The sequence below is a fragment of the Terrabacter koreensis genome (genome assembly GCF_054783315.1).
Map to the genome: position 1 here is coordinate 46,077 of NZ_BAAGQU010000002.1, position 21,847 is coordinate 67,923.

18 protein-coding genes and 1 riboswitch are annotated in these 21,847 nt (G+C 71.5%); of the genes, 16 read left to right on the plus strand and 2 right to left on the minus strand.

Annotation, left to right across the window (positions count from 1 at the left end; translation table 11 throughout):
* Positions 1-3: 3 nt before the first annotated feature.
* From ACYVNR_RS00590 to ACYVNR_RS00630, 9 genes are read left to right on the plus strand one after another with little or no spacing between them, the layout of a single operon-like run.
* Entirely contained in the window at positions 4-1,449 is a 1,446-nt protein-coding gene (locus ACYVNR_RS00590; protein WP_461045805.1) for a lipopolysaccharide biosynthesis protein, read from the plus strand.
* Positions 1,450-1,509: 60 nt separating this feature from the next.
* Entirely contained in the window at positions 1,510-2,943 is a 1,434-nt protein-coding gene (locus ACYVNR_RS00595) for a hypothetical protein (protein WP_461045807.1), read from the plus strand.
* A gap of 1 nt (position 2,944) precedes the next feature.
* Positions 2,945-3,607 carry a NeuD/PglB/VioB family sugar acetyltransferase gene (locus ACYVNR_RS00600; RefSeq protein WP_045192815.1) on the plus strand — a complete coding sequence of 221 codons (663 nt, stop codon included), beginning with the start codon at positions 2,945-2,947 and terminating at the stop codon, positions 3,605-3,607.
* On the plus strand, positions 3,604-4,659 hold the full coding sequence (locus ACYVNR_RS00605) for an N-acetylneuraminate synthase family protein (RefSeq protein ID WP_461045810.1): 1,056 nt from the start codon (positions 3,604-3,606) through the stop codon (positions 4,657-4,659). Before ACYVNR_RS00600 ends, ACYVNR_RS00605 begins: the two co-directional genes overlap by 4 nt.
* Positions 4,660-4,663: 4 nt before the next feature.
* Entirely contained in the window at positions 4,664-5,893 is a 1,230-nt protein-coding gene (gene neuC, locus ACYVNR_RS00610; RefSeq protein ID WP_461045812.1) for a UDP-N-acetylglucosamine 2-epimerase, read from the plus strand.
* Positions 5,890-6,945 (plus strand): nucleotidyltransferase family protein, encoded by a 1,056-nt coding sequence (locus ACYVNR_RS00615; RefSeq protein WP_461045814.1) that lies wholly within the window; start codon positions 5,890-5,892, stop codon positions 6,943-6,945. The genes neuC and ACYVNR_RS00615 overlap by 4 nt, the downstream gene beginning before the upstream one ends.
* A gap of 20 nt (positions 6,946-6,965) precedes the next feature.
* On the plus strand, positions 6,966-8,054 hold the full coding sequence (locus ACYVNR_RS00620; protein WP_461045816.1) for an SDR family NAD(P)-dependent oxidoreductase: 1,089 nt from the start codon (positions 6,966-6,968) through the stop codon (positions 8,052-8,054).
* Entirely contained in the window at positions 8,051-9,247 is a 1,197-nt protein-coding gene (locus tag ACYVNR_RS00625) for an aminotransferase class I/II-fold pyridoxal phosphate-dependent enzyme (RefSeq protein WP_461045818.1), read from the plus strand. The genes ACYVNR_RS00620 and ACYVNR_RS00625 overlap by 4 nt, the downstream gene beginning before the upstream one ends.
* A gap of 48 nt (positions 9,248-9,295) precedes the next feature.
* Positions 9,296-11,182 carry a Na+/H+ antiporter gene (locus ACYVNR_RS00630; protein WP_461045820.1) on the plus strand — a complete coding sequence of 629 codons (1,887 nt, stop codon included), beginning with the start codon at positions 9,296-9,298 and terminating at the stop codon, positions 11,180-11,182.
* A 25-nt stretch (positions 11,183-11,207) separates the two neighbouring features.
* Here ACYVNR_RS00630 and ACYVNR_RS00635 read toward each other — a convergent pair whose 3' ends face one another.
* Entirely contained in the window at positions 11,208-12,251 is a 1,044-nt protein-coding gene (locus ACYVNR_RS00635) for an LD-carboxypeptidase (RefSeq protein WP_461045822.1), read from the minus strand.
* Positions 12,252-12,303: 52 nt separating this feature from the next.
* Complete coding sequence (locus tag ACYVNR_RS00640; RefSeq protein WP_461045824.1) at positions 12,304-13,620, minus strand: bifunctional o-acetylhomoserine/o-acetylserine sulfhydrylase; 1,317 nt, start codon at positions 13,618-13,620, stop codon at positions 12,304-12,306.
* Between the two features lie 91 nt (positions 13,621-13,711).
* Positions 13,712-13,831: riboswitch (SAM riboswitch) on the minus strand.
* Positions 13,832-14,051: 220 nt separating this feature from the next.
* Here ACYVNR_RS00640 and ACYVNR_RS00645 point away from each other — a divergent pair.
* From ACYVNR_RS00645 to ACYVNR_RS00675, 7 genes are all read left to right on the plus strand, one after another.
* The gene (locus ACYVNR_RS00645; protein WP_461045826.1) at positions 14,052-15,596 is read left to right on the plus strand and encodes a 13E12 repeat family protein; all 1,545 of its coding nucleotides are present in this window, start codon (positions 14,052-14,054) and stop codon (positions 15,594-15,596) included.
* A 26-nt stretch (positions 15,597-15,622) separates the two neighbouring features.
* Entirely contained in the window at positions 15,623-16,786 is a 1,164-nt protein-coding gene (locus ACYVNR_RS00650; RefSeq protein ID WP_461045828.1) for an acyl-CoA dehydrogenase family protein, read from the plus strand.
* Positions 16,787-16,852: 66 nt separating this feature from the next.
* Positions 16,853-17,917, plus strand: a complete 1,065-nt coding sequence (wecB, locus tag ACYVNR_RS00655) for a non-hydrolyzing UDP-N-acetylglucosamine 2-epimerase (RefSeq protein WP_461045830.1) — start codon at positions 16,853-16,855, stop codon at positions 17,915-17,917.
* Positions 17,914-18,927 carry a glycosyltransferase family 2 protein gene (locus ACYVNR_RS00660; protein WP_461045832.1) on the plus strand — a complete coding sequence of 338 codons (1,014 nt, stop codon included), beginning with the start codon at positions 17,914-17,916 and terminating at the stop codon, positions 18,925-18,927. The genes wecB and ACYVNR_RS00660 overlap by 4 nt, the downstream gene beginning before the upstream one ends.
* Entirely contained in the window at positions 18,924-20,105 is a 1,182-nt protein-coding gene (locus ACYVNR_RS00665; protein WP_461045834.1) for a glycosyltransferase, read from the plus strand. The genes ACYVNR_RS00660 and ACYVNR_RS00665 overlap by 4 nt, the downstream gene beginning before the upstream one ends.
* A gap of 58 nt (positions 20,106-20,163) precedes the next feature.
* Entirely contained in the window at positions 20,164-21,060 is an 897-nt protein-coding gene (locus ACYVNR_RS00670) for an ABC transporter permease (protein ID WP_461045836.1), read from the plus strand.
* Entirely contained in the window at positions 21,035-21,832 is a 798-nt protein-coding gene (locus tag ACYVNR_RS00675) for an ABC transporter ATP-binding protein (RefSeq protein ID WP_461045839.1), read from the plus strand. Before ACYVNR_RS00670 ends, ACYVNR_RS00675 begins: the two co-directional genes overlap by 26 nt.
* Positions 21,833-21,847: the final 15 nt, after the last annotated feature.

The window sequence follows — 21,847 nt, forward strand, 5'->3', positions numbered from 1 at the left end:
ATCGTGGCAGATCACCCCGACGCACCCGCGCCCGACACCGGGCGCGTGGAGCCTTCTGGTCGCCAGGGCGACGTCAACCCTCCACCCGGTGCTGCTTCTCTCGGTGCGCACTCGGTTATCTACCTGCTCGGCACCGCCCTGCAGGGCCTGGGCGTGCTGCTCGTGCTGCCCTTCGCCACCCGGCTGCTCGGTGAGGTGGAGTACGGCAAGGTCGCGACCGCGCTCGTGGTGGTCCAGATGGTCGGCACCGTGGCGGCCGCGGGGCTGCCCCAGGTGATCCTGCGCGAGTACCACCGGGGCGAGGACGGCCCGACCGCCGGACGCGCGCTGGCAGGCACCATGGTCGGCCTCGCCGTCGCGCTCGCCGTGCTCGGGGTCGCGCTCGGGGGCGTCCTCTCCGCCACGGGGCGTGTCGACTTCCGCCAGTGGTGCCTCGTCGTCGTCGCGAGCGCCGCCCTCACGACCGTGGTCGCGGGGCAGTCGCTGTCGCGGGCACGGCTGCGCCCCTTCCACTTCCTCGCGCTCGCGATCGTCTCGACGGTGGTGGCACACCTCTCGGGTCTGCTTGCAGCGCAAGGGGACCGGTCCTCGCGGACGTACCTGACGGCATACGCGGCAGCGCTCGTCGTCGCAGCGGTGCTCGCCTTGGTCGTCGGCCGACCGCTGCCACCCACCGCCGCCCGCCAGAGGGTGCGCGCGGGTGTGCGGCTGGCCGCGCCGCTGCTGCCGCAGGCGGTGGCGATGCTCGGCCTGCTGATGGGTGACGTGCTGCTCGCGAACCGGCTGCTCGGCGACGCCGCTGCCGGCAGCTACCAGGTGGCGCTCCAGATCGGGAACATCCCGTTCGTGCTCGCCGTCGCGCTCTTCAACGGCTGGAGCCCGCTCGTCCTCTCCCGGCCACTCGCTGACCGGTGGGCCTGGGCCCGCCGCAGCGGCACGGCCCTGCTCACGGTCGTCGTCGTCGGCGCGGGCCTCGTGGCCGGGGTCTCGTACTGGGTCTCGTTCGTGCTGGCCGGCGAGGGTTTCGATGTCGGGGCCATCGGCGGTACCGCAGCGCTGCTGACGTTCGTCGCCGTGCTCTACATGCTCTACCAGGGCTCCTCGCTCGCCGTGCTCGACAGCGAGCGCACCGGGTGGCTCGCGGCCGGTTCGCTCGCGGGCCTGGCGGTCATGGCCGCGCTCGCCGTGCTGCTGGCCCCGGACCTCTCCCTCGACGGGGTGGCGCTCGCGAAGGTGGCCGGCTACCTCACGCTGACGGCGGTGACCGTCGCGGTCGGCCGGCGCGAGCTGCGCTGGCCGGTGGAGGCCTGGCTCGCCGTGGCCGTGGCCGTGGCCGTGGTCGCCACGGTCCTGTCGTTCCACTACCTCTCGGGGGTGCTCGCCGTGGTGCTGCTGCTGGTGGGTGGGGCGATCATCGCGCCGAGAGTGCTGCGGACGCTGCGCGGATAGGATGGACCGCTCGCGCGCCGCAGACCCGACCGAACGACACGCAGGAGACACGCTTACGTGGTGACACCACTCGTCCACATGGGGTTGGGCTACGACGACCTGCTGGTGCCGGCTCTCGTGCACGCCGGCTTCGAGACGAAGGACCTCGTCCTCGTCGTGCGCACCGACGCCAACCTCGCGTGGGTGCGCCGGCACGCGCCGCGCGCCACGACCGTGCGCCTGCCGTATGCCGCCGCGCGCAAGGCGAACGTCGTCAGCGGGCTCGCGCCCCATGCGGCTCTCAAGCGGGCCTGTGCGGGGGTCGGTCTCGACGTGCTCGACCTGCTCGTCTCCGAGCGGGCCCTGCGCCGCAACCGCGTCGACACCGCGATGAACTTCCTCAACCTCGCGGCCGAGGAGCTCGAGTCGGCGCTCGAGGGCCGCGGGCCGGTGCTCGCCCTCGTCGAGTTCACCGTCACGTCCGAGCTGCTGACGGCCGGCCTCGTCACCCACCACGGCGGTCTCGCTACCTGGCCCCGCGGCATACGGCTGCCGTCCGACCGCTTCGGCCTCATCGGCGCCCCCCGCGGCACGACCCTCTGGAAGCGCGAGGTCGAGGACCCGTCGGCGCTCGCCGCGGGCCGCGCCTTCATCGACACGTGGCGAGCCGAGCACGGCCGGCCGATGGGCTTCGCGCGCAACCTCAAGGTCGAGACGGGGCAGGAGATCTGGCGCCTCGCGACCGACCGCATCAAGGAGTTCGCCGTCGACCGCGGCGCCAACCTCCAGCTGCCGCGCCCGAGCGACTACGCCCGGCTGCCGTGGCTCAACCCCGTCAAGGCCCGGCTCAACCTGCGCGAGTACCAGTCGCGCAGGTGGGACCCGGTGCCCGAGAAGTTCGTCTTCCTGCCGCTGCAGGTGCAGCCCGAGTCGAGCGCCGACGTCATGGGCCAGGAGTGGCGCGACCAGGCGTACACCGCGCGCGTCCTCGCCGATGCGCTCGCGCCGCTCGGCATCGGTGTCGCCGTCAAGGAGCACGCGCACTTCATGTGGCGGCGCGACCCCGACTACTGGCCCCAGTTCGACGTCCACCCCGGCATCGCGACGATCGACCCCTTCGCCGACTCGCGTGAGCTGATGAAGCAGGCGGTCTTCACCGTGACCGCGACCGGGACGGTCGGCCTCGAGGCCGGCCTGCTCGGGCTGCCCGTCGTGACGGGAGCCGACATGCCCTGGAGCGGCCTCGGCAACATCGCGCGCCTCGACTCTCCCGACGACCTCACGCAGTTCGTCGCCGACCGGGGCTGGGAGTCGCTGCACGCCGACCAGGCCGACATCGACGACTGGTTCGTGCAGGACTACGTGCGCAACTCGTGGGAGGGCCTCGTGCTCGACCCGCCCCGGGTGCCGGCCGTGCTCGAGCCCGACAACATCCGCAAGGTCGGCGGCGCGCTCGGCGAGGCAGCCGCCTCCCTGGGCCACCGCGCCGGCGTCAGTGCGACCGGAAAGGCCTGAGATGACAGGCGACTCGTCCGGCTGGGTGGTGCTCGGCGCGGGGGGCCACGCGCGCTCCGTCGTCGACGTGCTCGAGCGCGCCGGACACACCGTCGTCGCGGTGAGCGGCGCCGAGACCGGCGGTGAGCCCTGGCACGTCGACGTGCTGGGCGACGACCGCGAGGCCTTCGAGCTGATCGGCACGCGCCGCCTGCGCGCCGTCGTCGCGATCGGCGCCGGCCACGCCCGCAGCGCCCTCGTGCGCGAGCTGCTCGACCGCGAGCTCGAGGTGCCACCTGTCGTGGCGTCGACCGCGACCGTGTCGCCGCGCAGCGTGCTCGGAGCCGGCACCGTCGTGCTCGAGCACGCCCACGTCGGGCCCGCCTCGCGCGTCGGCGAAGCCGTGATCGTCAACACCGGAGCCATCGTCGAGCACGACTGCCGCGTCGGGGCCGGCAGCCACGTCGCGCCCGGTGCGGTCCTGCTCGGTGGGGCGTCCGTCGGTGGCGGCGTCCTCGTCGGCAGCGGGGCGCGCGTGCTGCCCCGCGTCACGGTCGGTGCCGGTGCGACCATCGGCGCCGGAGCCGTCGTCACCGGACACGTGGCCGACGGTCAGACCGTCATCGGCGTCCCCGCCGTCACCCGAGGCGTCGGCCGTGCCTCCCGAACCGGAGGCACCTCGTGATCGACCCCCTGAACGCCGTCCACCCCGTCAGCATCGGTGCCGCCTCGGTGCCCGCTCCCGACGACGTCTACGTCATCGCCGAGGCGGGCGTCAACCACAACGGTGACATCGAGCTGGCCCACCGGCTCGTCGACATCGCGGCCGCCTCGGGGGCCGATGCCGTGAAGTTCCAGACGTTCTCGCCCGACAAGCTCGTCTCGTCGGCGGCGGCGACGACGCCCTACCAGCGCGACCGGGGCGGCAGCTCCGACCAGCGCAGCCTCCTCGAGGCGCTGACGCTGCCCAAGGAGGCGTGGGTCGAGCTGCGCGACCACGCGACCGAGGCGGGCACGACGTTCCTGTCGACCCCGTTCGACCTCGACAGCGCCGAGATGCTCGTCGACCTCGGCCTGCCGGCGCTCAAGGTGAGCTCTGGCGAGCTGACGAACCTTCCCTACCTGCGCGAGATGGCGCGCCTCGGCGTCGTGCTGCTCGTCTCGACCGGCATGGGCACCGAGGAGGAGGTCGAGGCCGCCGTCGAGGCGTGCGCCGAGGCCCCCGGGCTCGTGCTCTTCCACTGCGTCTCGGCCTACCCGGCGCCCGTGGAGGAGTGCAACCTGCGGGTCATCCCGCGGCTCACCCAGCTGCACGGCATACCGGTCGGGTGGTCGGACCACACGCCCGGCCTCACGACGGCGCTGGGAGCCGTGGCGCTCGGCGCGCCCATCCTCGAGAAGCACTTCACGGGCGACTGCACCCTCCCCGGCCCCGACCACCTGGCCAGCCTCGAGCCTGACGCCCTGACCGAGTACGTCTCCGCCACGAAGCAGCTCGCCCGCGCCCTCGGCGACGGGGTCAAGGTGCGTATGCCGTCCGAGGAGGAGAACGCGGTCCTCGTCCGTCGCTCGTGGCACGCCGCACGCGCGCTCGCGGCCGGCACCGAGCTCACCGGCGACGACCTCCAGCTGCTGCGCCCCGAGGGCGGGGTCAGCCCGGCCGTCGACATCCGGGGGCGGGTGCTCGCCCGCGCGGTCGACGCCGGTGCCCCCGTGACCGACGCCGACCTGGCCTGAGCCGATGGCCCTGACCGTCGCCGTCTTCGTCGGCACCCGCGCCGACCTCGGCCCGCTCTCGCCGGTGCTCGAGGTGCTGCAGGCCGCCGACGACGTGACCCTGCGCGTGCTGACGGGGGTCATGTACGCCGTGGACGACCTCGTCGCGGCCCTGCCGGCGACCGGCTCCGCCGACGAGTGGCGGGGGGCCGTCGTCCCGCTCGCCGCACCGATGGGGGAGGTCACGGTCGCCGCCCAGCTCGAGCAGGGGGCGCAGATCGCCCGTGCCACCGGACAGGCGCTGCGCGAGCACCACGTCAACGTGCTCGTCGTGCTCGGCGACCGGTGGGAGCTGCTCTACGTCGTGCCGCCGGCCTTCCTGCTCGGTGTGCCGATCGTGCACCTGCACGGCGGTGAGGTCACCGAGGGCGCTGTCGACGAGCGGGTGCGCCACGCGGTGACGAAGCTCGCCGACCAGCACTGCGTCGCGTCCGAGGATGCTGCCGCGCGGGTGCGCCAGCTCGGCGAACCGTCCGAACGCGTCCACGTGACCGGCGCACCCGGGCTCGACCGTCTGGCGGGAGCCGCCCCGGTGTCCGACGACGAGCTGGCGACGATGCTCGGCGTGGCGTCGGTCGAGCGGCCGCTCGGACTGTTCACCTACCATCCACCCACCGCCCAGGCCGACGCCCCGGTCGGCGAGTGGGCGCGTGAGGCCGCCGAGGCGGCCCTCGCCGTGTGCGGCACCGTGGTCGCGACCCACCCCGGCATGGACGAGGGGCGCGACGAGGTGCTGGCGGTCCTGACCGCGCTGGCCGCGGACGAGCCCCGGTTGCACCTCGTCCCGGCACTCGGGCGTGACTACCCCCGCGTGCTCGCGGCCAGCGACGTGGTCGTCGGCAACTCGAGCTCGGGGGTCATCGAGGCAGCCACCGTGCACGTGCCGGCCGTCGACATCGGCGAACGGCAGCGCGGGCGGCTGCGCGGCGACAACGTCGTGCACGCCGACGAGGGGCGCGCGGCGGTCGAGGCCGCTCTCCGCACGTCCCTCGGGCCCGAGGGACGTCGACGTGCGGACGCCGTCGCCAACCCCTACGGCACGGGTGGGGCGAGCGCCCGCATCCTCGATATCGTTCGGGCAGCGGCACGGACGAGCCGCGTCAAGCGCTTCGTCGACGTGGCAGACGTGGCAGACGTTGCAGACGTGCCGGACCTGCCGGACCGTGCGAGCGACGCAGAGGAGGGGGCGGGGTGACGGCGCGAGACCTGCGCGCGGCGTGCGCGCCGACGACGGCGACGGTGCGTGACGCGTTGGAGGTGGTCGACCGCAGTGCGACGTTGGTGTGCCTGCTCGTCGACGACGACATGCGCCTGGCGGGGCTGCTGACCGACGGCGACCTGCGGCGCGCTGTGCTCAAGGGCGAGGGGCTGGATGCGCCGGCGCTGGACCATGCCACGCGTTCGCCGCACGTGGTGGCGGCGGGTTCGCCGCGGGCGTTGGTGCTGGACCTGATGCAGGCGCTGCGGATCTCGGCGGTGCCGGAGGTCGACGAGAACGGCACGCTGGTCAACCTGCACACGCTGTCGGACGTGGTGGGTTCGGCGCCGTTGCCGAACGTCGCCGTGGTCATGGCGGGTGGGCGTGGCACGCGGTTGGGCGAGCTGACGAGGGACACGCCCAAGCCGTTGATGACGGTGGCCGGGCGCTCGATCCTCGAGTGGATCGTGCTGGGACTGGTGGGCGACGGCATCCGTGAGGTGTACGTCAGCGTGAACTACCTGGCGGAGCAGATCGAGGAGCACCTCGGTGACGGTTCGCGGCTGGGGGTGGCGGTGCGCTACCTGCGTGAGGACCCGGAGCGGCCGTTGGGCACGGCGGGCTCGCTGACGCTGCTGCGGGAGCAGCGGCCCGATCTGGACGACCCGGTGCTGGTGATGAACGGTGACCTGATGGTCGAGTTCGACGCGGCGGCGCTGCTGGATGCGCACCGGCGGTCGGGGGCGACGGTGACGATGGCGACGCGCACCTACCAGCACGAGGTGCCGTTCGGGGTCGTGGAGAGCAACGGTGGCCGGGTCACGGGGGTCTCGGAGAAGCCGACGCTGAGCTTCGACATCAACGCGGCCGTGTATGCCGTCGAGCCGCGGGCGCTCGCATGGCTGCCTGTCGGCCGGCCGAGCACGATGCCGGGCCTGGTCGAGACGTGCCTCGAGCGCGACGAGCGGGTCACGGCGTGGCCGATCCAGTCCGAGTGGATCGATGTGGGGACTCCGAAGGACCTCGCCCGCGCCAAGGGCGAGGCATGAGAGACGACGAGAAGGCAGCTGTGACAACACTTTCCGGCAACGAGTCCCGACCCGAGCACGCGGGCGACGTCCCCCAGATCGAGCTGACGGCGCGCCCGGTGGAGGGGTCGTTGGCGGGCCGCACCGTCCTGGTGACGGGCTCGGACGGGTTCATCGGGTCGCACGTCGTCGAGCGGCTGGTGGCCGACGGGGCGCGGGTCAAGGCGTTCTGCCTCTACAACTCGAACGGCTCGACGGGCTGGCTCGAGGAGTCCGACACGTTCAAGCGGGCCGTGCGCGACGGGCAGGCCGAGGTCGTGCTGGGCGACATCCGTGACCCCGAGCACGTGATGGCGAGCACCGAGGGTGTCGACGTCGTGCTGCATCTCGCCGCGCTCATCGCGATCCCGTTCTCCTACGTGGCTCCCCGCTCGTACGTCGAGACGAACGTCATCGGCACCCTCAACGTGCTCGAGGCGGTGCGCCGTCACGGCACGCCGCGGATGGTCAACACCTCGACGTCGGAGGTGTACGGCACGCCCGAGGAGGTGCCGATCACCGAGGCGCACCCGCTGCGGGGGCAGTCGCCCTACTCGGCGACGAAGATCTCGGCCGACAAGATGTGCGAGTCGTACGCCCTGTCGTTCGAGACGCCGGTGACGACGCTGCGGCCGTTCAACACGTTCGGGCCGCGGCAGTCGACGCGCGCCGTCATCCCGACGGTGCTCGCGCAGCTGCTCGCCGGGGCGTCCGAGCTGCGCCTGGGTGACCTGAGCCCGAAGCGCGACTTCACCTTCGTCACCGACACCGCCGACGGGTTCGTGCGCGCCGCGCTGGCCGACGTCGCGCCCGGCACGACGATCCAGCTCGGCACCGGCCGCACGGTCTCGGTCGGCGAGGTGGTCGAGCTGTGCCGCAAGGTGACCGGCAGCGACGCCGAGATCGTCACCGAGAGCGCCCGCATCCGGCCCGAGGGCTCGGAGGTGCAGATCCTGTTGTCCGACCCCTCCCGCGCCAACGAGGTGCTCGGGTGGGCGCCGACCGTGTCGCTGGAGGAGGGCCTCGCCGCGACCGCCGAGTGGCTGCGTCCGCGCGTCGACCCCGAGACGGCCGGGCGGTACCACCGGTGAGCGGCACGGGCAGCGCTCCCGCAGGGGAGGCGCACGCTCCCGGCGCTCGAGGGCCCGAGGGGACCATCCCGCTCGCGGTGCCCAACATCGGCGAGCTCGAGCGGCGCTACGTCCTCGAGGCCGTCGAGTCCGGCTTCGTCTCGTCGGTCGGGCCGTTCGTCTCGGAGTTCGAGCGGCGCTTCGCCGCTCGGGTCGGGTCGAAGCACGCCATCGCGTGCTCGACCGGCACCGCGGCGATCCACGTCGGGCTCCTGCTCCTCGGGGTCGAGCAGGGCGACGACGTCGTCTGCTCCGACTTCACCTTCGTCGGCTCGGTCAACCCCATCGCGTACTGCGGCGCCCGGCCCGTCCTCGTCGACTCCGAGACCACGACGTGGAACCTCGATCCGGCGCTGCTCGCCGCGGAGCTCGACCGACGCGCCGCTGCGGGCGAGGCCCAGCCAAAGGTCGTCGAGATCGTCCACGTGCTCGGTCAGCCCGCCGACATGGAACCGCTCATGGACGCCTGCGACCGGCACGGCATACCCGTGCTCGAGGACGCCGCCGAGTCGCTCGGGGCCACCTGGTCGGGCGGGCGCTACGCCGGCAGGCACACCGGAACGGTCGGGCGCATCGGCTGCTTCTCCTTCAACGGCAACAAGATCGCGACCACCGGCGGGGGCGGCATGATCGTCACCGACGACGACGACCTCGCCGCCCGGGCCCGGCACCTGACGACGCAGGCGAAGGTGCCCGACGTCGGCTACCTCCACGACGAGGTCGGCTACAACTACCGCCTCACCAACCTCGCCGCCGGCCTCGGCCTCGCGCAGCTCGAGCGGCTCGACGAGTTCGTCGCGGCCAAGCACCGCATCGCGGCCCGCTACGACGCGGCGTTCGCCGACCTGCCGCTCGTGCTGCCGCCGCGCGTCGAGGGCCTGGACGCCACCTACTGGCTGTACTCGGTGCTCGTGCCCGAGGGCGACGGCCGCGGCCGTGACGACTTCCTCGAGCACCTTCACGCCCGCGGCGTCGGCGCGCGCGCCCTGTGGCGGCCGCTGCACGCCCAGCCGCCGTTCCTCACCGCGCCGGTGCTCGGCGGGGCCGTCGGCGACGGGCTCTTCGGGCGCGGCCTGTCGCTGCCGTGCGCGACCGAGCTGACCGAGACCGACCAGGACCGCGTCATCGAGGCCGTGCGCTCCTTCTTCGCCTGACGCGAAAGGGAGCGACAGCACGAGAGCCGCGTACGGCAGGATGTCGTCGTGGAGATCGCCATCGGGCTGCTCGCCATCGCGGCCACCGTCCTCGGCGGCGCGTGGCTCGCCGACCGCTTCGAGCTGCCGGCACCGCTCGTGCTCATCGTCCTCGGCATCGCCGGGTCCTACCTGCCGTTCGTGCCCGAGGTCGCGCTCAGCCCCGATGTCGTGCTGCTCGGCATCCTGCCCCCGCTGCTGTATGCCGCCGCGATCCAGACCTCGCTCGTCGACTTCCGCAACAACCGGGCCGTCATCCTCGGGCTCTCCGTGGGGCTCGTGCTCTTCACGGCCCTCGGGGTCGCGGTCTTCCTCAGCCTGGTGCTCGACGTGCAGTTCGGCGTCGCCTTCGCGATCGGTGCGGTCGTCGCTCCGCCCGACGCCGTGGCGGCAACGGCGGTCGGTCGCCGGATCGGGCTGCCGCGCCGCCTCGTGTCGATCCTCGAGGGCGAGTCGCTCGTCAACGACGCCACCGCGCTCGTGTCGCTGCGCACCGCTCTCGCCGCGGCCGGTCTGGCGTCAGGCACGGTCGCCTCCGACGTGACCTTCGGCCGAGTCGTGCTCGACTTCCTCTGGGCCTCGCTCGGCGGTGCAGCCATCGGCTTCGTCGTCTCGCTGGTGATCGTGGTGCTGCGCAAGCGGTTCTCGACCGAACCGGCCTTCGACACCGTGCTGTCGTTCATGGCGCCCTTCGCCGCCTACGTGCCCGCCGAGGAGGTGCACGCCTCGGGCGTCATCGCCGTCGTCACGGCGGGCCTGATCCTCGGCCACAAGTCGCCGACGACCCAGTCGGGCGCCTCGCGCCTCAGCGAGAGGATCAACTGGGGGTCGATCCAGTTCCTGCTCGAGAACGCGGTCTTCCTGCTCATCGGGTTGCAGGTGTTCTACGTGCTCCAGGACGTCCGCAGCTCCGACCTCTCCGCCGGCCGGATCGCCTTCGCGGCGGTCGGCACCCTGGTGGCGGTGCTCCTGCTCCGGCCACTGTGGGTCTTCCCGTTCCGCTACGTGCGCACCCACGTCCTGCGCGTCGAGGCCGAGGCGCCTTGGTCGCACTCGGGGGTGCTGTCGTGGGCGGGCATGAGGGGCGTCGTGACGCTCGCCGCCGCGCTGCTGCTGCCCCTCGAGACCCAACACCGTGACGTGCTCGTGCTGATCGCCGTCGTCGTCACCATCGGCACGCTCCTCATCCAGGGCACCACGTTGCCGTGGGTCGCCCGGCGCCTCGGGGTGCGCGGGCCCGACCCGCGTGAGGACGCGCTGCAGGCCGCGACGGTGCTGCAGGCGGCCACCCGGTCGGGGCTCGAGCTGCTCGACGGGATGTCCGACGTCGACGAGTCGACGAAGGAGATGCTGCGCGACCGTGCGTCCGTGCGGGTCAACCAGCTGTGGGAGCGGCTCGGGCCGCGCGGCCTCGACGGGGTCGAGCCGCCGAGCACGCAGTACCGCAGGGCGCGGCTGAAGATGCTCGACGCGGAGCGCAGCGAGGTGCTGCGACTGCGTGACGAGGGGCGTGCCGACGACGTCGTGCTGCGCACGGTGCTCGGCGCCCTCGACCTCGAGGAGACGATGCTCGACCGCCTCGAGGACCAGGAGAACCGACTGGCAGAAAGTGAGATGTTGCCCGTGGACACCATCGAGGCTCCGTGTGAGCATCTCCAGGAGAGCGACGCCTGCTCCGAGCCCCGCACCCCGGAAGGGTGTGAGGAGTGCCTCCGCGACGGCACGACGTGGGTGCACCTGCGCCTGTGCCTGGCGTGTGGGCACGTCGGCTGCTGCGACTCCTCGGAGTTCAAGCACGCGTCCGCCCACTTCCACGAGAGCTCTCACCCGGTCATGCGCTCGCTCGAGCCGGGGGAGTCGTGGCGGTGGTGCTTCGTCGACGAGGTGGTCGGCTGAGGGTCGTGTCAGTCGCGACCCGGCGTCAGTCGAGGCGCTGCGTGATGGTGTGCGTGCCCGCGACGGGGTCGTGCACGACGGTCGTCGAGGCGCACTGGACCAGCGCGAGGTAGGGCGCGACGTGCCCGCACTCCACGTCGGCCAGGATCGGCACGCCGAGCAGGCCCAGGGCGTCGCGGACGGCGTCGTGCTGGGTGAAGCCGTCGCGACCCGGAGCGTTCGTGCGCGACACCAGCACGCCGCTGGCCGCGTCGAAGAAGCCGTGCAGGCGCATCGCGTGCAGCGTGCGGCAGATGTCGTAGGAGCCCCACTCGCAGATGTCGAGCACGACGACGAGACCCTCCGGGGCGTGCCTTGCCGCGAAGGAGTTCGCGTCGCCGTAGCGGCCGCCTGCGAGGAACCCGATCGTCTCGACGCAGCCGCCGACGACACGGCCGGCCAGCATCGCGGCCTCGCCCTCGTGGCCCGGGTCGATGCGAGTCCACGTGCCGCGTCCCTCGAGGGTCATCGCCGAGACGCTCGGGTCGGCCGCGTAGTCGTCCCAGCCGGTCGAGCGGAAGCGGCCGGGGGAGTGCTGCTCGAGCTCCGTGCCGGGGATGGCTGAGGCGACGTCGACCCAGTGGAGGATGCCGTCGGGCAGCCGGTACGGGGTGTCCATGAGGTTCTGGCCGTGGATCGTCGCGATGCCCGTGGCCAGGGTGAGTGGTGTGAGCCAGGTCGACGTGTCGGAGAAGCCGACGCACCACGTCGGTTCGGCGGCCGCGACCGCGTCGAGGTCGAGCAGGTCGAGCAGGTCCATGCCCGTCTCCCCGCCCCAGGGTGGCACGACGGCCCTGATCGTCGGGTCGAGCAGCATCGACATGAGCTCGGCCGCGCGCGCCTCGCGGGGCCCGCTCACGTGGGAGGGCGCGTGGTTGAGCTCGCCCACGACGACGTCGAAGCCGCGGTCGCGAAGGCACCCGACGGCATACGTGAACCGCCCCCAGAGGGCGTCGCCGACACCCGAGCTCGGCGACGTGACGCCGATGCGGTCGCCGGGACGGAGCGGGGCGGGGTAGCGGATCGGCATGGCCGACATGGTGCCAGCCGTGCCGATCCGCCACACCCCGGTGTTCCGGGTGTCAGGCCTTCGCGGCGGTGAAGCCCTGCTCGAGGTCGGCGACGATGTCGTCGATGTTCTCGATGCCGACCGAGAGGCGCACGAGGCCGGGAGTCACGCCCGCGGCCCGACGGTCCTCCTCCGGACCCTGCGAGTGGGTCGTCGACGCCGGGTGGATGACGAGGGAGCGCACGTCGCCGATGTTCGCGACGTGGCTGTGCAGCGTCAGCGCCTCCACGAACTTCTTGCCCGCCTCGAGTCCGCCGGCGATCTCGAAGGAGAGCACGGCACCTGCCCCGCGGGGCGCGTACTTCTGCGCGTTCGCGTGAGAAGGGTTGTCGGGCAAGGACGCCCACACGACGCGCTCGACCTGGTCGTGGCCCTGGAGGTAGGCCGCGACCTTGGCCGCGTTCTCCAGGTGACGCTCGATGCGCAACGACAGCGTCTCGAGTCCCTGCGCGATGAGGAACGCGTTGAACGGCGCCGCGGACGGGCCGAGGTCGCGCAGCAGCTGCACGCGGGCCTTGAGGATGTAGGCGAGGTTGGCGCCGAGCGGGCTGCCGACGCCGAGGTCACGCGCGAAGACGAGGCCGTGGTAGCTCTCCTCGGGCGTGTTGTAGTTGGGGAACTTCTCGGCGTCCTTGGCGTAGTCGAACCGGCCCGCGTCGACGATGACGCCCGCGATGGACGTGCCGTGGCCGCCGAGGTACTTGGTCGCGGAGTGCACGACGACGTCGGCGCCCCACTCGATCGGGCGGATGACGTACGGGGTCGCGATGGTGTTGTCGACGACGAGCGGCACGCCGACCTCGTGGGCGAGACCGGCCACGGCCTCGATGTCGAGCACCTCGGCCTTGGGGTTGGCGATCGTCTCGCCGAAGAACGCCTTGGTGTTGGGCCGCACGGCCGCGCGCCAGGAGTCGATCGACGTCGGGTCCTCGACGAAGCTCACCTGGACGCCGAGCTTGGGCAGGGTGAACTTCAGCAGGTTCACCGTGCCCCCGTAGAGGCTCGGCGACGCGACGATGTGGTCACCGGCCTCGGCGATGTTGAGCAGGGCCAAGGTGGTGGCCGACTGGCCCGACGCGACGAGGAGCGCGCCCACGCCGCCCTCGAGAGCGGCGATGCGCTGTTCCACGACGTCGGTCGTCGGGTTCATGATGCGGGTGTAGATGTTGCCGAACTCCCTGAGCCCGAACAGGTTCGCCGCGTGGTCCGTGTCGTTGAAGACGTAGCTCGTGGTCTGGTAGATCGGCAGGGCGCGCGCCCCGGTGGCACTGTCGGCGCTCTGGCCGGCGTGGATCTGCTTGGTCTCGAAGGACCAGTTGGGCTCGGTCATCTCTCGTGTGCTCTTCCTCAGTCGTGTCGATGACCGGGCCCGTGACGGGTGATCGGGCCGGCGCACCGACGGGTCGGTGCGGGAGAGGAGCTCTCCGCGCTTGCCCGAGCGCCGGATGGCGTCAACGGGCCAGGTCCTCACCCGGGGCACCCCGCCGCGGTGGGAGGGTTGCCGGCCAGCGAGCCGGGGCTTGGCGCTGGCACTCATGACCTACTCGCGAGTGTACGTACGCGCGTCCGGCAGGTGGGAGCGCGTGTCCTCATCGTGGACGCACCTTCTCGCGCACACCGAAGCAGCGCGGTGCGCGTGGCGCGAGTCGCACTGTGGCGCAGTCGAACTCGTTGTCCACAGATGTGTCGAACCCCTTGCCATGTGGTCGAACATTTGTTCTACTCGAGGTAGGGTAACGAGCAGACAGGGGAGGTGGCCGTATGCCGTACGTCGCAGCACCGCGGTCCCTCTGGTCCTGGCTTCGTGACGTCGAGTACGAGCCGGCGGCCTCGGGTCACCGGTGCGGGCGGGTGCTGGTCGACGAGCGGGCCCGGTCGGTCGAGGTGACCGAGACGCTGCTGCGGGCGAGTGAGCGGGTGATGGCGCGGGTCGAGGCGCTTGAGGCCGTGAAGGCGCGCGTGGAGGCGGACCTGATGGCTGCATACGGGGCGTTGCACACGATCGCGGAGCAGCAGATCCAAGCCTTGCCGGCGGGGTCCTCGCGGCGGGCCGCGGCGCTGGTCTCGCCGGTGCGGGTCGTCGCGGAGGAGATCGCGCTCGCGACCGGCGTCGGGGCCGGGGAGGTCGGGCGCCGGTTGACGCTCGCGACAGCCCCACGGCGACACCGGCGTCTGCTGGCTGCGCTGCGTGAGGGCGGCACGTGGCTCTACCGGGCGGTGCAGGTCGCGTCCGAGACGGTCCAGCTGCCGGATGCGGACGTCGCGGCGGTGCAGGAGGCGGTGCTCGCCCCGTCGCGGGACGGGCGGCCGGTGGGGCAGCGGACGTTCACGGCCCGGTTGCGGCGGGCGGTCGCCTCGGTCGACACCCGCGGCACGGCCGAGCGGCGCGCGCACGCGCGGTCGCGGCGGGGCGTGTTCGGGCGGATGGTCGAGGACGGCATGGGCTGCCTGACGATCACGGCTGACGCGGGAACGGTCGCGGCGATCCTGGACCGGCTCAACACGACCGCCCGGAGCCTGCGCGGCACGGGCGACCCGCGCACGCTGGACCAGCTGCGCTGCGACCTGGCCACCCACGCCCTGCTGCGCAACGCCCTCACCCCGTGCGACGCCGGCCTGGTCGGCGGCGCCCTGACCACGGCCACGGGCGAGGCCGCCGCCGATGGGGGCGCCGCGGGTCCGGCCGGTGTGCCGGCGCCGTTCACGGGTGACGCGGCGGCGCGGGTGTGGCTCGTCGTGCCGTTCGAGGTCGCCACCGGCCACAGCGACGCCGCGTGCGAGCTGCCCGGGCACGGCTGGGTCACCGCCGCCCACGCCCGCGAGATCATGACCCGCCCCGGCTCGGTCTGGCAGACCCTCCCGGTGAATGTTCGCGACGGCCACGCGATCACCCGCCCCACGAAGGCCTACCGGCCCACGCCGGCGATGGTCGAGCACGTCCGGGCCGTCGACGGCACCTGCCGCGGACCCGACTGCCACGTCCCCGCCGCCCGCTGCGACCTCGACCACGAGACGCCCTGGCCGTCCGGTGAGACGTCAGTGAGCAACTTCTACGCCAAGGAACGCCGCCACCACAACCTCAAGACCCACCAGGTCTGGACCAGCACCCCGACCCCTGACGGCGGCTTGCAGTGGACCACCCTGACCGGGGCCTGCTACACCACCTACCCCAAGAACTGGCGCGAAGGCGCGGGCCCACCACCCGGAACGGGCCCTCCACCCGGCCCCGAACCACCGCCCCTTCTGAGTGTCTGGCGGGACCGTCAGTCGTGGTCCGTGGCGTCGATCACTAGGACGTCCTACTAATCCGAACCGGCGAGTAGGATCGCGCCGTGAGCACGAATGCCGACTTCGACCTGTTCCGGACCAGCGAGGACCACGAGGCCCTGCGGGAGGCCATCCGCGCGATCGCCGAGGACAAGATCGCCCCGTACGCCGCCGCCGTCGACGAGGAGGCGCGCTACCCGCAGGAGGCGCACGACGCCCTCGTCGCGTCCGACTTCTTCGCTCCGCACGTGCCCGAGGCCTACGACGGCATGGGCGCCGACGCCCTCGCGACGTGCATCGTCATCGAGGAGGTCGCCCGTGTCGACGCCTCGGCTTCCCTCATCCCGGCCGTCAACAAGCTCGGCTCCCTGCCGCTCATCCTCGACGGCAGCGACGACGTGAAGTCCCGCTACCTGCCGCCGCTGGCCAAGGGCGAGACGACCTTCTCCTACGGCCTGTCCGAGCGCGAGGCCGGCTCCGACACCGCCTCGATGAAGTGCCGCGCGAGACAGGACGGCGACGACTGGGTGCTGAACGGCCAGAAGTCGTGGATCACGAACGCCGGCGTCTCCGAGTACTACACGGTCCTCGCGGTCACCGACCCCGACGGCCCGCGAGGCGGCAACGTCTCGGCGTTCGTCGTCGAGAAGTCCGACGAGGGCTTCACCTTCGGCGAGAAGGAGCGCAAGCTCGGCATCAAGGGCAGCCCGACCCGCGAGCTCCACTTCGACAACGTGCGCATCCCGGGTGACCGCATCGTCGGCCAGGTCGGCGACGGCCTGAAGATCGCCCTCCGCACCCTCGACCACACCCGCGTCACCATCGGCGCGCAGGCCGTCGGCATCGCCCAGGGCGCGCTCGACCACGCCCTTGCGTACGTCAAGGAGCGCAAGCAGTTCGGCAAGCACATCGCTGACTTCCAGGGCATCCAGTTCATGCTCGCCGACATGGCGATGGAGCTCGAGGCTGCGCGCCAGATGGTCTACGTGGCGGCCGCGAAGTCCGAGCGCGGCGACAAGGACCTGTCGTTCTTCGGCGCCGCAGCCAAGTGCTACGCGTCCGACGCCGCCATGAAGATCACGACCGACGCGGTTCAGCTGCTCGGTGGCGCCGGCTACACGCGCGACTTCCCCCTCGAGCGGATGATGCGCGACGCCAAGATCACGCAGATCTACGAGGGCACCAACCAGGTCCAGCGCATCGTCATGGCCCGCTCGCTCTTGCGCTGACGGCGGCCGCGGCACACGTTCGGGCCCGGTACCCTCTTTCACGATCCCGAACCGGAGAGGCAACTCGTGAAGATTCTCAGTGTGGTCGGTGCCCGACCGCAGTTCGTCAAGCTCGCCCCGATCGCAGCCGAGCTGGACCGGCGTGGCGACGAGCACGTCATCGTCCACACCGGACAGCACTACGACGTCAACATGAGCGACGTCTTCTTCACGGACCTCGGCATCCCGGCTCCGGACGCGCACCTGGCCGTCGGCTCCGCCACCCACGGCCGCCAGACGGGAGCCATGCTCGGTGCGATGGACGAGGTGCTCGAGCAGCACCGTCCAGACTGGGTGCTCGTTTACGGCGACACCAACTCGACCGTCGCCGGCGCCCTCAGCGCGGTGAAGATGCACGTTCCAGTGGCCCACTTGGAGGCCGGCCTGCGCTCGTTCAACCGGCGCATGCCCGAGGAGCACAACCGGGTCATGACCGACCACGCCGCAGACCTGTGCCTGGCTCCCACACAGACGGCGATGGGGCACCTCGCGCACGAGGGTTTGGCCGAGCGGAGCGTCCTCGTCGGCGACGTCATGACCGATGTGCTCTACCGGGTGCGCGAGTCCGTGGCCGACCGTCCGGCCGAGCTGCCGGTCGAGCTGCGTGACCGGCCGTTCCGGGTCGCGACCCTCCACCGCGCTGAGAACACCGACGACCCCGAGCGCATCGCGGCGATCATCAAGGCCATCGGCCAGCTCGACGTGCCGACCCTGCTGCTCGCGCACCCGCGCCTTCGTTCCCGTGCTGCGGCACAGGGGCTGGACCTCGAGCAGGGCTCGGTCGTCGTCGCCGACCCGCTGCCCTACCCGCAGCTGATCCGCGCGGCAATGGCCAGCGTCGGTGTCATCACCGACAGTGGCGGTCTCCAGAAGGAGGCGTTCCTGCTTCGCGTCCCGTGCGTCACGGTGCGCACCGAGACGGAGTGGACCGAGACCGTCGAGCTCGGTTGGAACCGCCTCGCCCCCGACCCGTCCCTCATTTCGGCAGCCGTCGAGGGCTCGAGCCCCCAGCCCACGGATGCGGCGCCGTACGGCGACGGACGGGCGGCGGTCAGGGCCATCAGGGCCATCGCCGGGTGGACTCTGGCGTGACCTTCCTGATGAACGAACCAGGCCTGGAGAGTTCCTCGCCCGACGAGCAGTGGCCGTCCGTAAGCGTGATCGTCCCCGTGCTCAACGAGGAGCGGCACCTGGCCGAGGCGGTGCGGATGATCCTCGCGCAGGACTACCAGGGGGATCTCGAGGTCGTGCTAGCCCTCGGTCCCTCCACCGACCGCACCAGCGAGGTTGCAGCCCTTCTCACCCGGGACGAGCCCAGACTACGGCTCGTCGACAACCCGTCGGGTCGCACGCCCGATGCCCTCAACGCGGCGATCGACGTCTCGACCGGCGAGATCGTGGTCCGCGTCGACGGCCACGCCGAGATCTCGGCCTCTTACGTCACGACCGCCGTGCGTGAGCTCGTGCGGGTCGGGGCCGACAACGTGGGTGGGGTCATGGACGCCCAGGGCACCGACGACTTCACGCGTGCTGTCGCGTGCGCCATGAAGAGCCCTCTGGGCGTGGGTAGCTCCCGCTTCCACGTAGGCGGCGAGGCGGGAGAGTCCGAAACCGTCTACCTCGGCGTCTTCCGTCGGAGCGCCCTCGAGCGGGTGGGCGGCTACGACGCACACTTCGCGCGGGCGCAGGACTGGGAGATGAACCACCGCATCCGCGAAACCGGCGGACGGGTGTGGTTCACGCCCGAGCTCAGCGTCACCTACCGCCCGCGTTCCAGCTTCCGGGCGCTGGGCTCGCAGTACTTTCACTACGGCCGGTGGCGTCGTGTGGTCGCCCGCCACCACGAGGGCACCATCAACCCCCGTTACCTCGCCGCGCCCGCGATGGTCACCGTCACGACGGCGGCCCTAGCCGTCGGCGTCGCCTGGCCGACCGCGCTGCTGGTGCCCGCGGCATACGGAGTCGGGATCCTCGTCGGGGGCGTCGCGATTACCCGTGGCGAGAGCCTGCGCACCCGCGCCTTGGCGCCCCTCGTCCTCGGGACCATGCACTGGTCGTGGGGGATCGGGTTCCTGACGAGTCCCCGCGGCATCGCTCGATGAGCGCCAGCGAGGGCGCCGTCCTCATGCTCGTGTGGACCCCGGTCGCCACCGACACACGGGTGTTGCGGGAGGCGAGCGCGCTCGTCTCGGCCGGTCACAGCGTCCACGTCATCGGTCGCGCCGTTCCCGAGGACTTCGTGCCACCCGCAGGCGTCACGGTGGCCTCCGCCGGTCTCTCGCCTAGGTCCACCGGCCGCACCAGCACGCCGTCGGCCCTCGAGCGTGCGGTCCGCTGGGCTCTGCTCCCGCAGCACGTCAACCGCCGCCTGGGCCTCTGGCAGCGTGAGGCTGAGGCGCTCGCGCGTGCCTGGGTCGACAGCCACGGCACGCCAGTGGTCGTGCATGCCCACGACTACACGGCGCTGCCGGTGGGATCACGGCTCTCCGCGTCCTGGAATATCCCCCTCGTCTACGACACCCACGAGTACTGGGTGGGACGGCCCGTCGAGGGACGGCCCGCCCCCATCCTCCGGCGCCGTGAGCGACTGGAGGAGGGCCGTCTCGGGGCCACGGCGGCGGCGGTGGTGACTGTCGGTGACGGGGTGGCAGAGGCGCTCCGCGCCGATCACCCCGACTGGCCCACCGTGTTCGTCGTGCGCAACACCTTTCCCACACGGGATGACGTCCTGCCGCCTGACGCGGCCGCAGCGCTCCGGACCCCCAGGGCGCTGGTGTATGCCGGCCGGCTCGCTCCCTACCGCGAGCTCGAGGTGGTCGCGAGAGCGAGTCGCGAGCTACCGCTTCCCGTGACGCTCGTCGGACCCGCCGACGAGTCCTGGCTCTCGGGCTTCGATCCCGGGACCGCCGATGTGCTGCCGAGCGAACCGCTGAAGGCCGTCGACGAACGCCTCAGCTGCGCGGGTGTCGCCTTGGTAACGCACTCCGACCGTTGGGCCAACCATCGGCTGGCGCTGCCCAACAAGCTCTTCCACGCTGTCTCCCTCGGCGTGCCCGTCGTGGCCACCGACGTGGGCGAGCTGGGTGCAATGGTGAGGCGGCACGGGCTCGGGACCCTCTACCGTCCCGGGGACACAGGTGCGCTGCAGGACGCCGTGACCGAGCTCGTCGGGTCGTATCCGCGGTATCGCGCCGCCGTGCTGGCTGCCAAGGACGCCCTGTCCTGGGAGCGAGACGCAGAGGTGCTCCTCGGCGTGCACCGGGCGGTCCAGAGCACCTGACCGCTTCCACTAGACTCTCTTAGTCGCCGGCAGCCCGGTGACCCAGAAAGCGAGGACGATGAACGAGCAGCAGCGGACGGCCGAGACCGGCCGACCCGACGAGTTCACGCCAGTTGTGCACGTCTACGAGCCGCACCGCGCGGGCATCCCGCCGATCCTGCCGTATGTCAGGGAGCTGTGGCGCCGGCGGGAGTTCGCTGCCGAGAGCTCAAAGGCCAGCCTGCGGTCGGAGAACACCCTCACCGTCTTCGGCCAGATGTGGATGATCCTCAACCCGCTTCTGCTGGCCGGCGTGTACTTCTTCCTCGTGAACGTCCTGAGCGGCGGCCGCACGCCCGGCGGCCTGGGCCAGATGGAGTACTTCTCGAGGCTCACCGCGGGCCTGTTCGCGTTCTACTTCGTCTCGAACGCGATGATGGCCGGCGCGCAGTCGATCGTCGGGGGCGGCAAGTTGCTGCTCAACACGTCGTTCCCGCGCCTGCTGATGCCGTTCGCCGCGGTCCGCACCGCGTTCTTCCGTTTCCTTCCCACGGTCCCGGTCTACCTGTTCTTCCACCTGCTGGCAGGGAACCCGTGGAACCTCGGCACGCTCTCGGCGCTCGCATTCCTCTTCATGCTCGTCATCTTCAGCCTCGGCATCGCGGCATTCTTCGCAACCGTCCAGGTGTACTTCCGCGATGCGACGAGCTTCCTGCCGTACTTCAACCGCATCTGGCTGTACGCGTCGCCCGTGCTCTGGCTTATCGACTCCATCGAGGGCAACCGCTTCGCGTCACTGGCGCCGTTCAACCCGCTGTACACGCTGCTCGGCGGCTACACCGAGGCCCTGACCGAGGGTCATGTGCCCGATCTTTCCGTCTGGGCGACGGCCGCCATCTGGTCGGTGGCCATGCTCGCCATCGGGTCCTTCTACTTCATGTCAAGGGAGCGTGAGTTCGCTGTCCGCATCGCATGACCGCGGGTCCATCGCCGTCAAGGTCGAGAACCTCTCCATCACTTATCGCACCACGATGGAGCGGGTGCCCACGTTCAAGGGCGCCATTACTCGTTTTGGCCGCGGCGAACGCGCCCTCAAGGAGATCCACGCGGTCGACGACGTCTCGTTCGAAGTCCCTGTAGGGACGTCACTAGGGATCATCGGCAACAACGGCGCCGGCAAGTCGACGCTGATGCGAGCCCTTGCCGGCATCCTGCCGCCTACCAGCGGCCGCATCGAGGTGCATGGTCGGATCACCCCGCTCCTCGCCTTGGGCGTCGGCTTCAACAACAGCCTGAGCGGTCGCGAGAACATCATCCTCGGCGGGCTGGCCAGCGGGCTTTCCCGCAAGGAGGTTGAGGCACGCGCTGACACGGTGACTGAGTTCGCGGGCCTGGAGGAGTTCATCCACGCTCCCATGCGCACCTACTCGTCCGGCATGTACAGCCGCCTGGCCTTCGCCGTTGCCGTGCACATGGACCCCGACATCCTGATGATCGACGAGGCTCTGTCGGCCGGAGACGCGACCTTCAAGACCAAGGCTGCGGAGAAGATGGACGAGCTACGCACCAGCGCTCGCGCCATGTTCCTCGTCACCCACTCGCTCGCCTCCGTCAAGGAGCTGTGCAACGACGCCATCTGGCTGCACAAGGGCAAGCTGATGATGCACGACACCCCCGAGAAGGTCGTCACGGCCTACCAGGAGTTCGTCCACGTCGGCCACACCGCCATGGTTCTCGAGGACCTCTGAGCTCCGCACGGCCGG

Coding starts and splice junctions, on each gene's coding strand:
- ACYVNR_RS00665 (WP_461045834.1), top strand. CDS start 18,924: ATGAGCGCCAGCGAGGGCGCCGTCCTCATGCTCGTGTGGACCCCGGTC.
- ACYVNR_RS00600 (WP_045192815.1), top strand. CDS start 2,945: ATGACAGGCGACTCGTCCGGCTGGGTGGTGCTCGGCGCGGGGGGCCAC.
- ACYVNR_RS00645 (WP_461045826.1), top strand. CDS start 14,052: ATGCCGTACGTCGCAGCACCGCGGTCCCTCTGGTCCTGGCTTCGTGAC.
- neuC (WP_461045812.1), top strand. CDS start 4,664: ATGGCCCTGACCGTCGCCGTCTTCGTCGGCACCCGCGCCGACCTCGGC.
- ACYVNR_RS00670 (WP_461045836.1), top strand. CDS start 20,164: ATGAACGAGCAGCAGCGGACGGCCGAGACCGGCCGACCCGACGAGTTC.
- ACYVNR_RS00640 (WP_461045824.1), bottom strand. CDS start 13,620: ATGACCGAGCCCAACTGGTCCTTCGAGACCAAGCAGATCCACGCCGGC.
- ACYVNR_RS00635 (WP_461045822.1), bottom strand. CDS start 12,251: ATGCCGATCCGCTACCCCGCCCCGCTCCGTCCCGGCGACCGCATCGGC.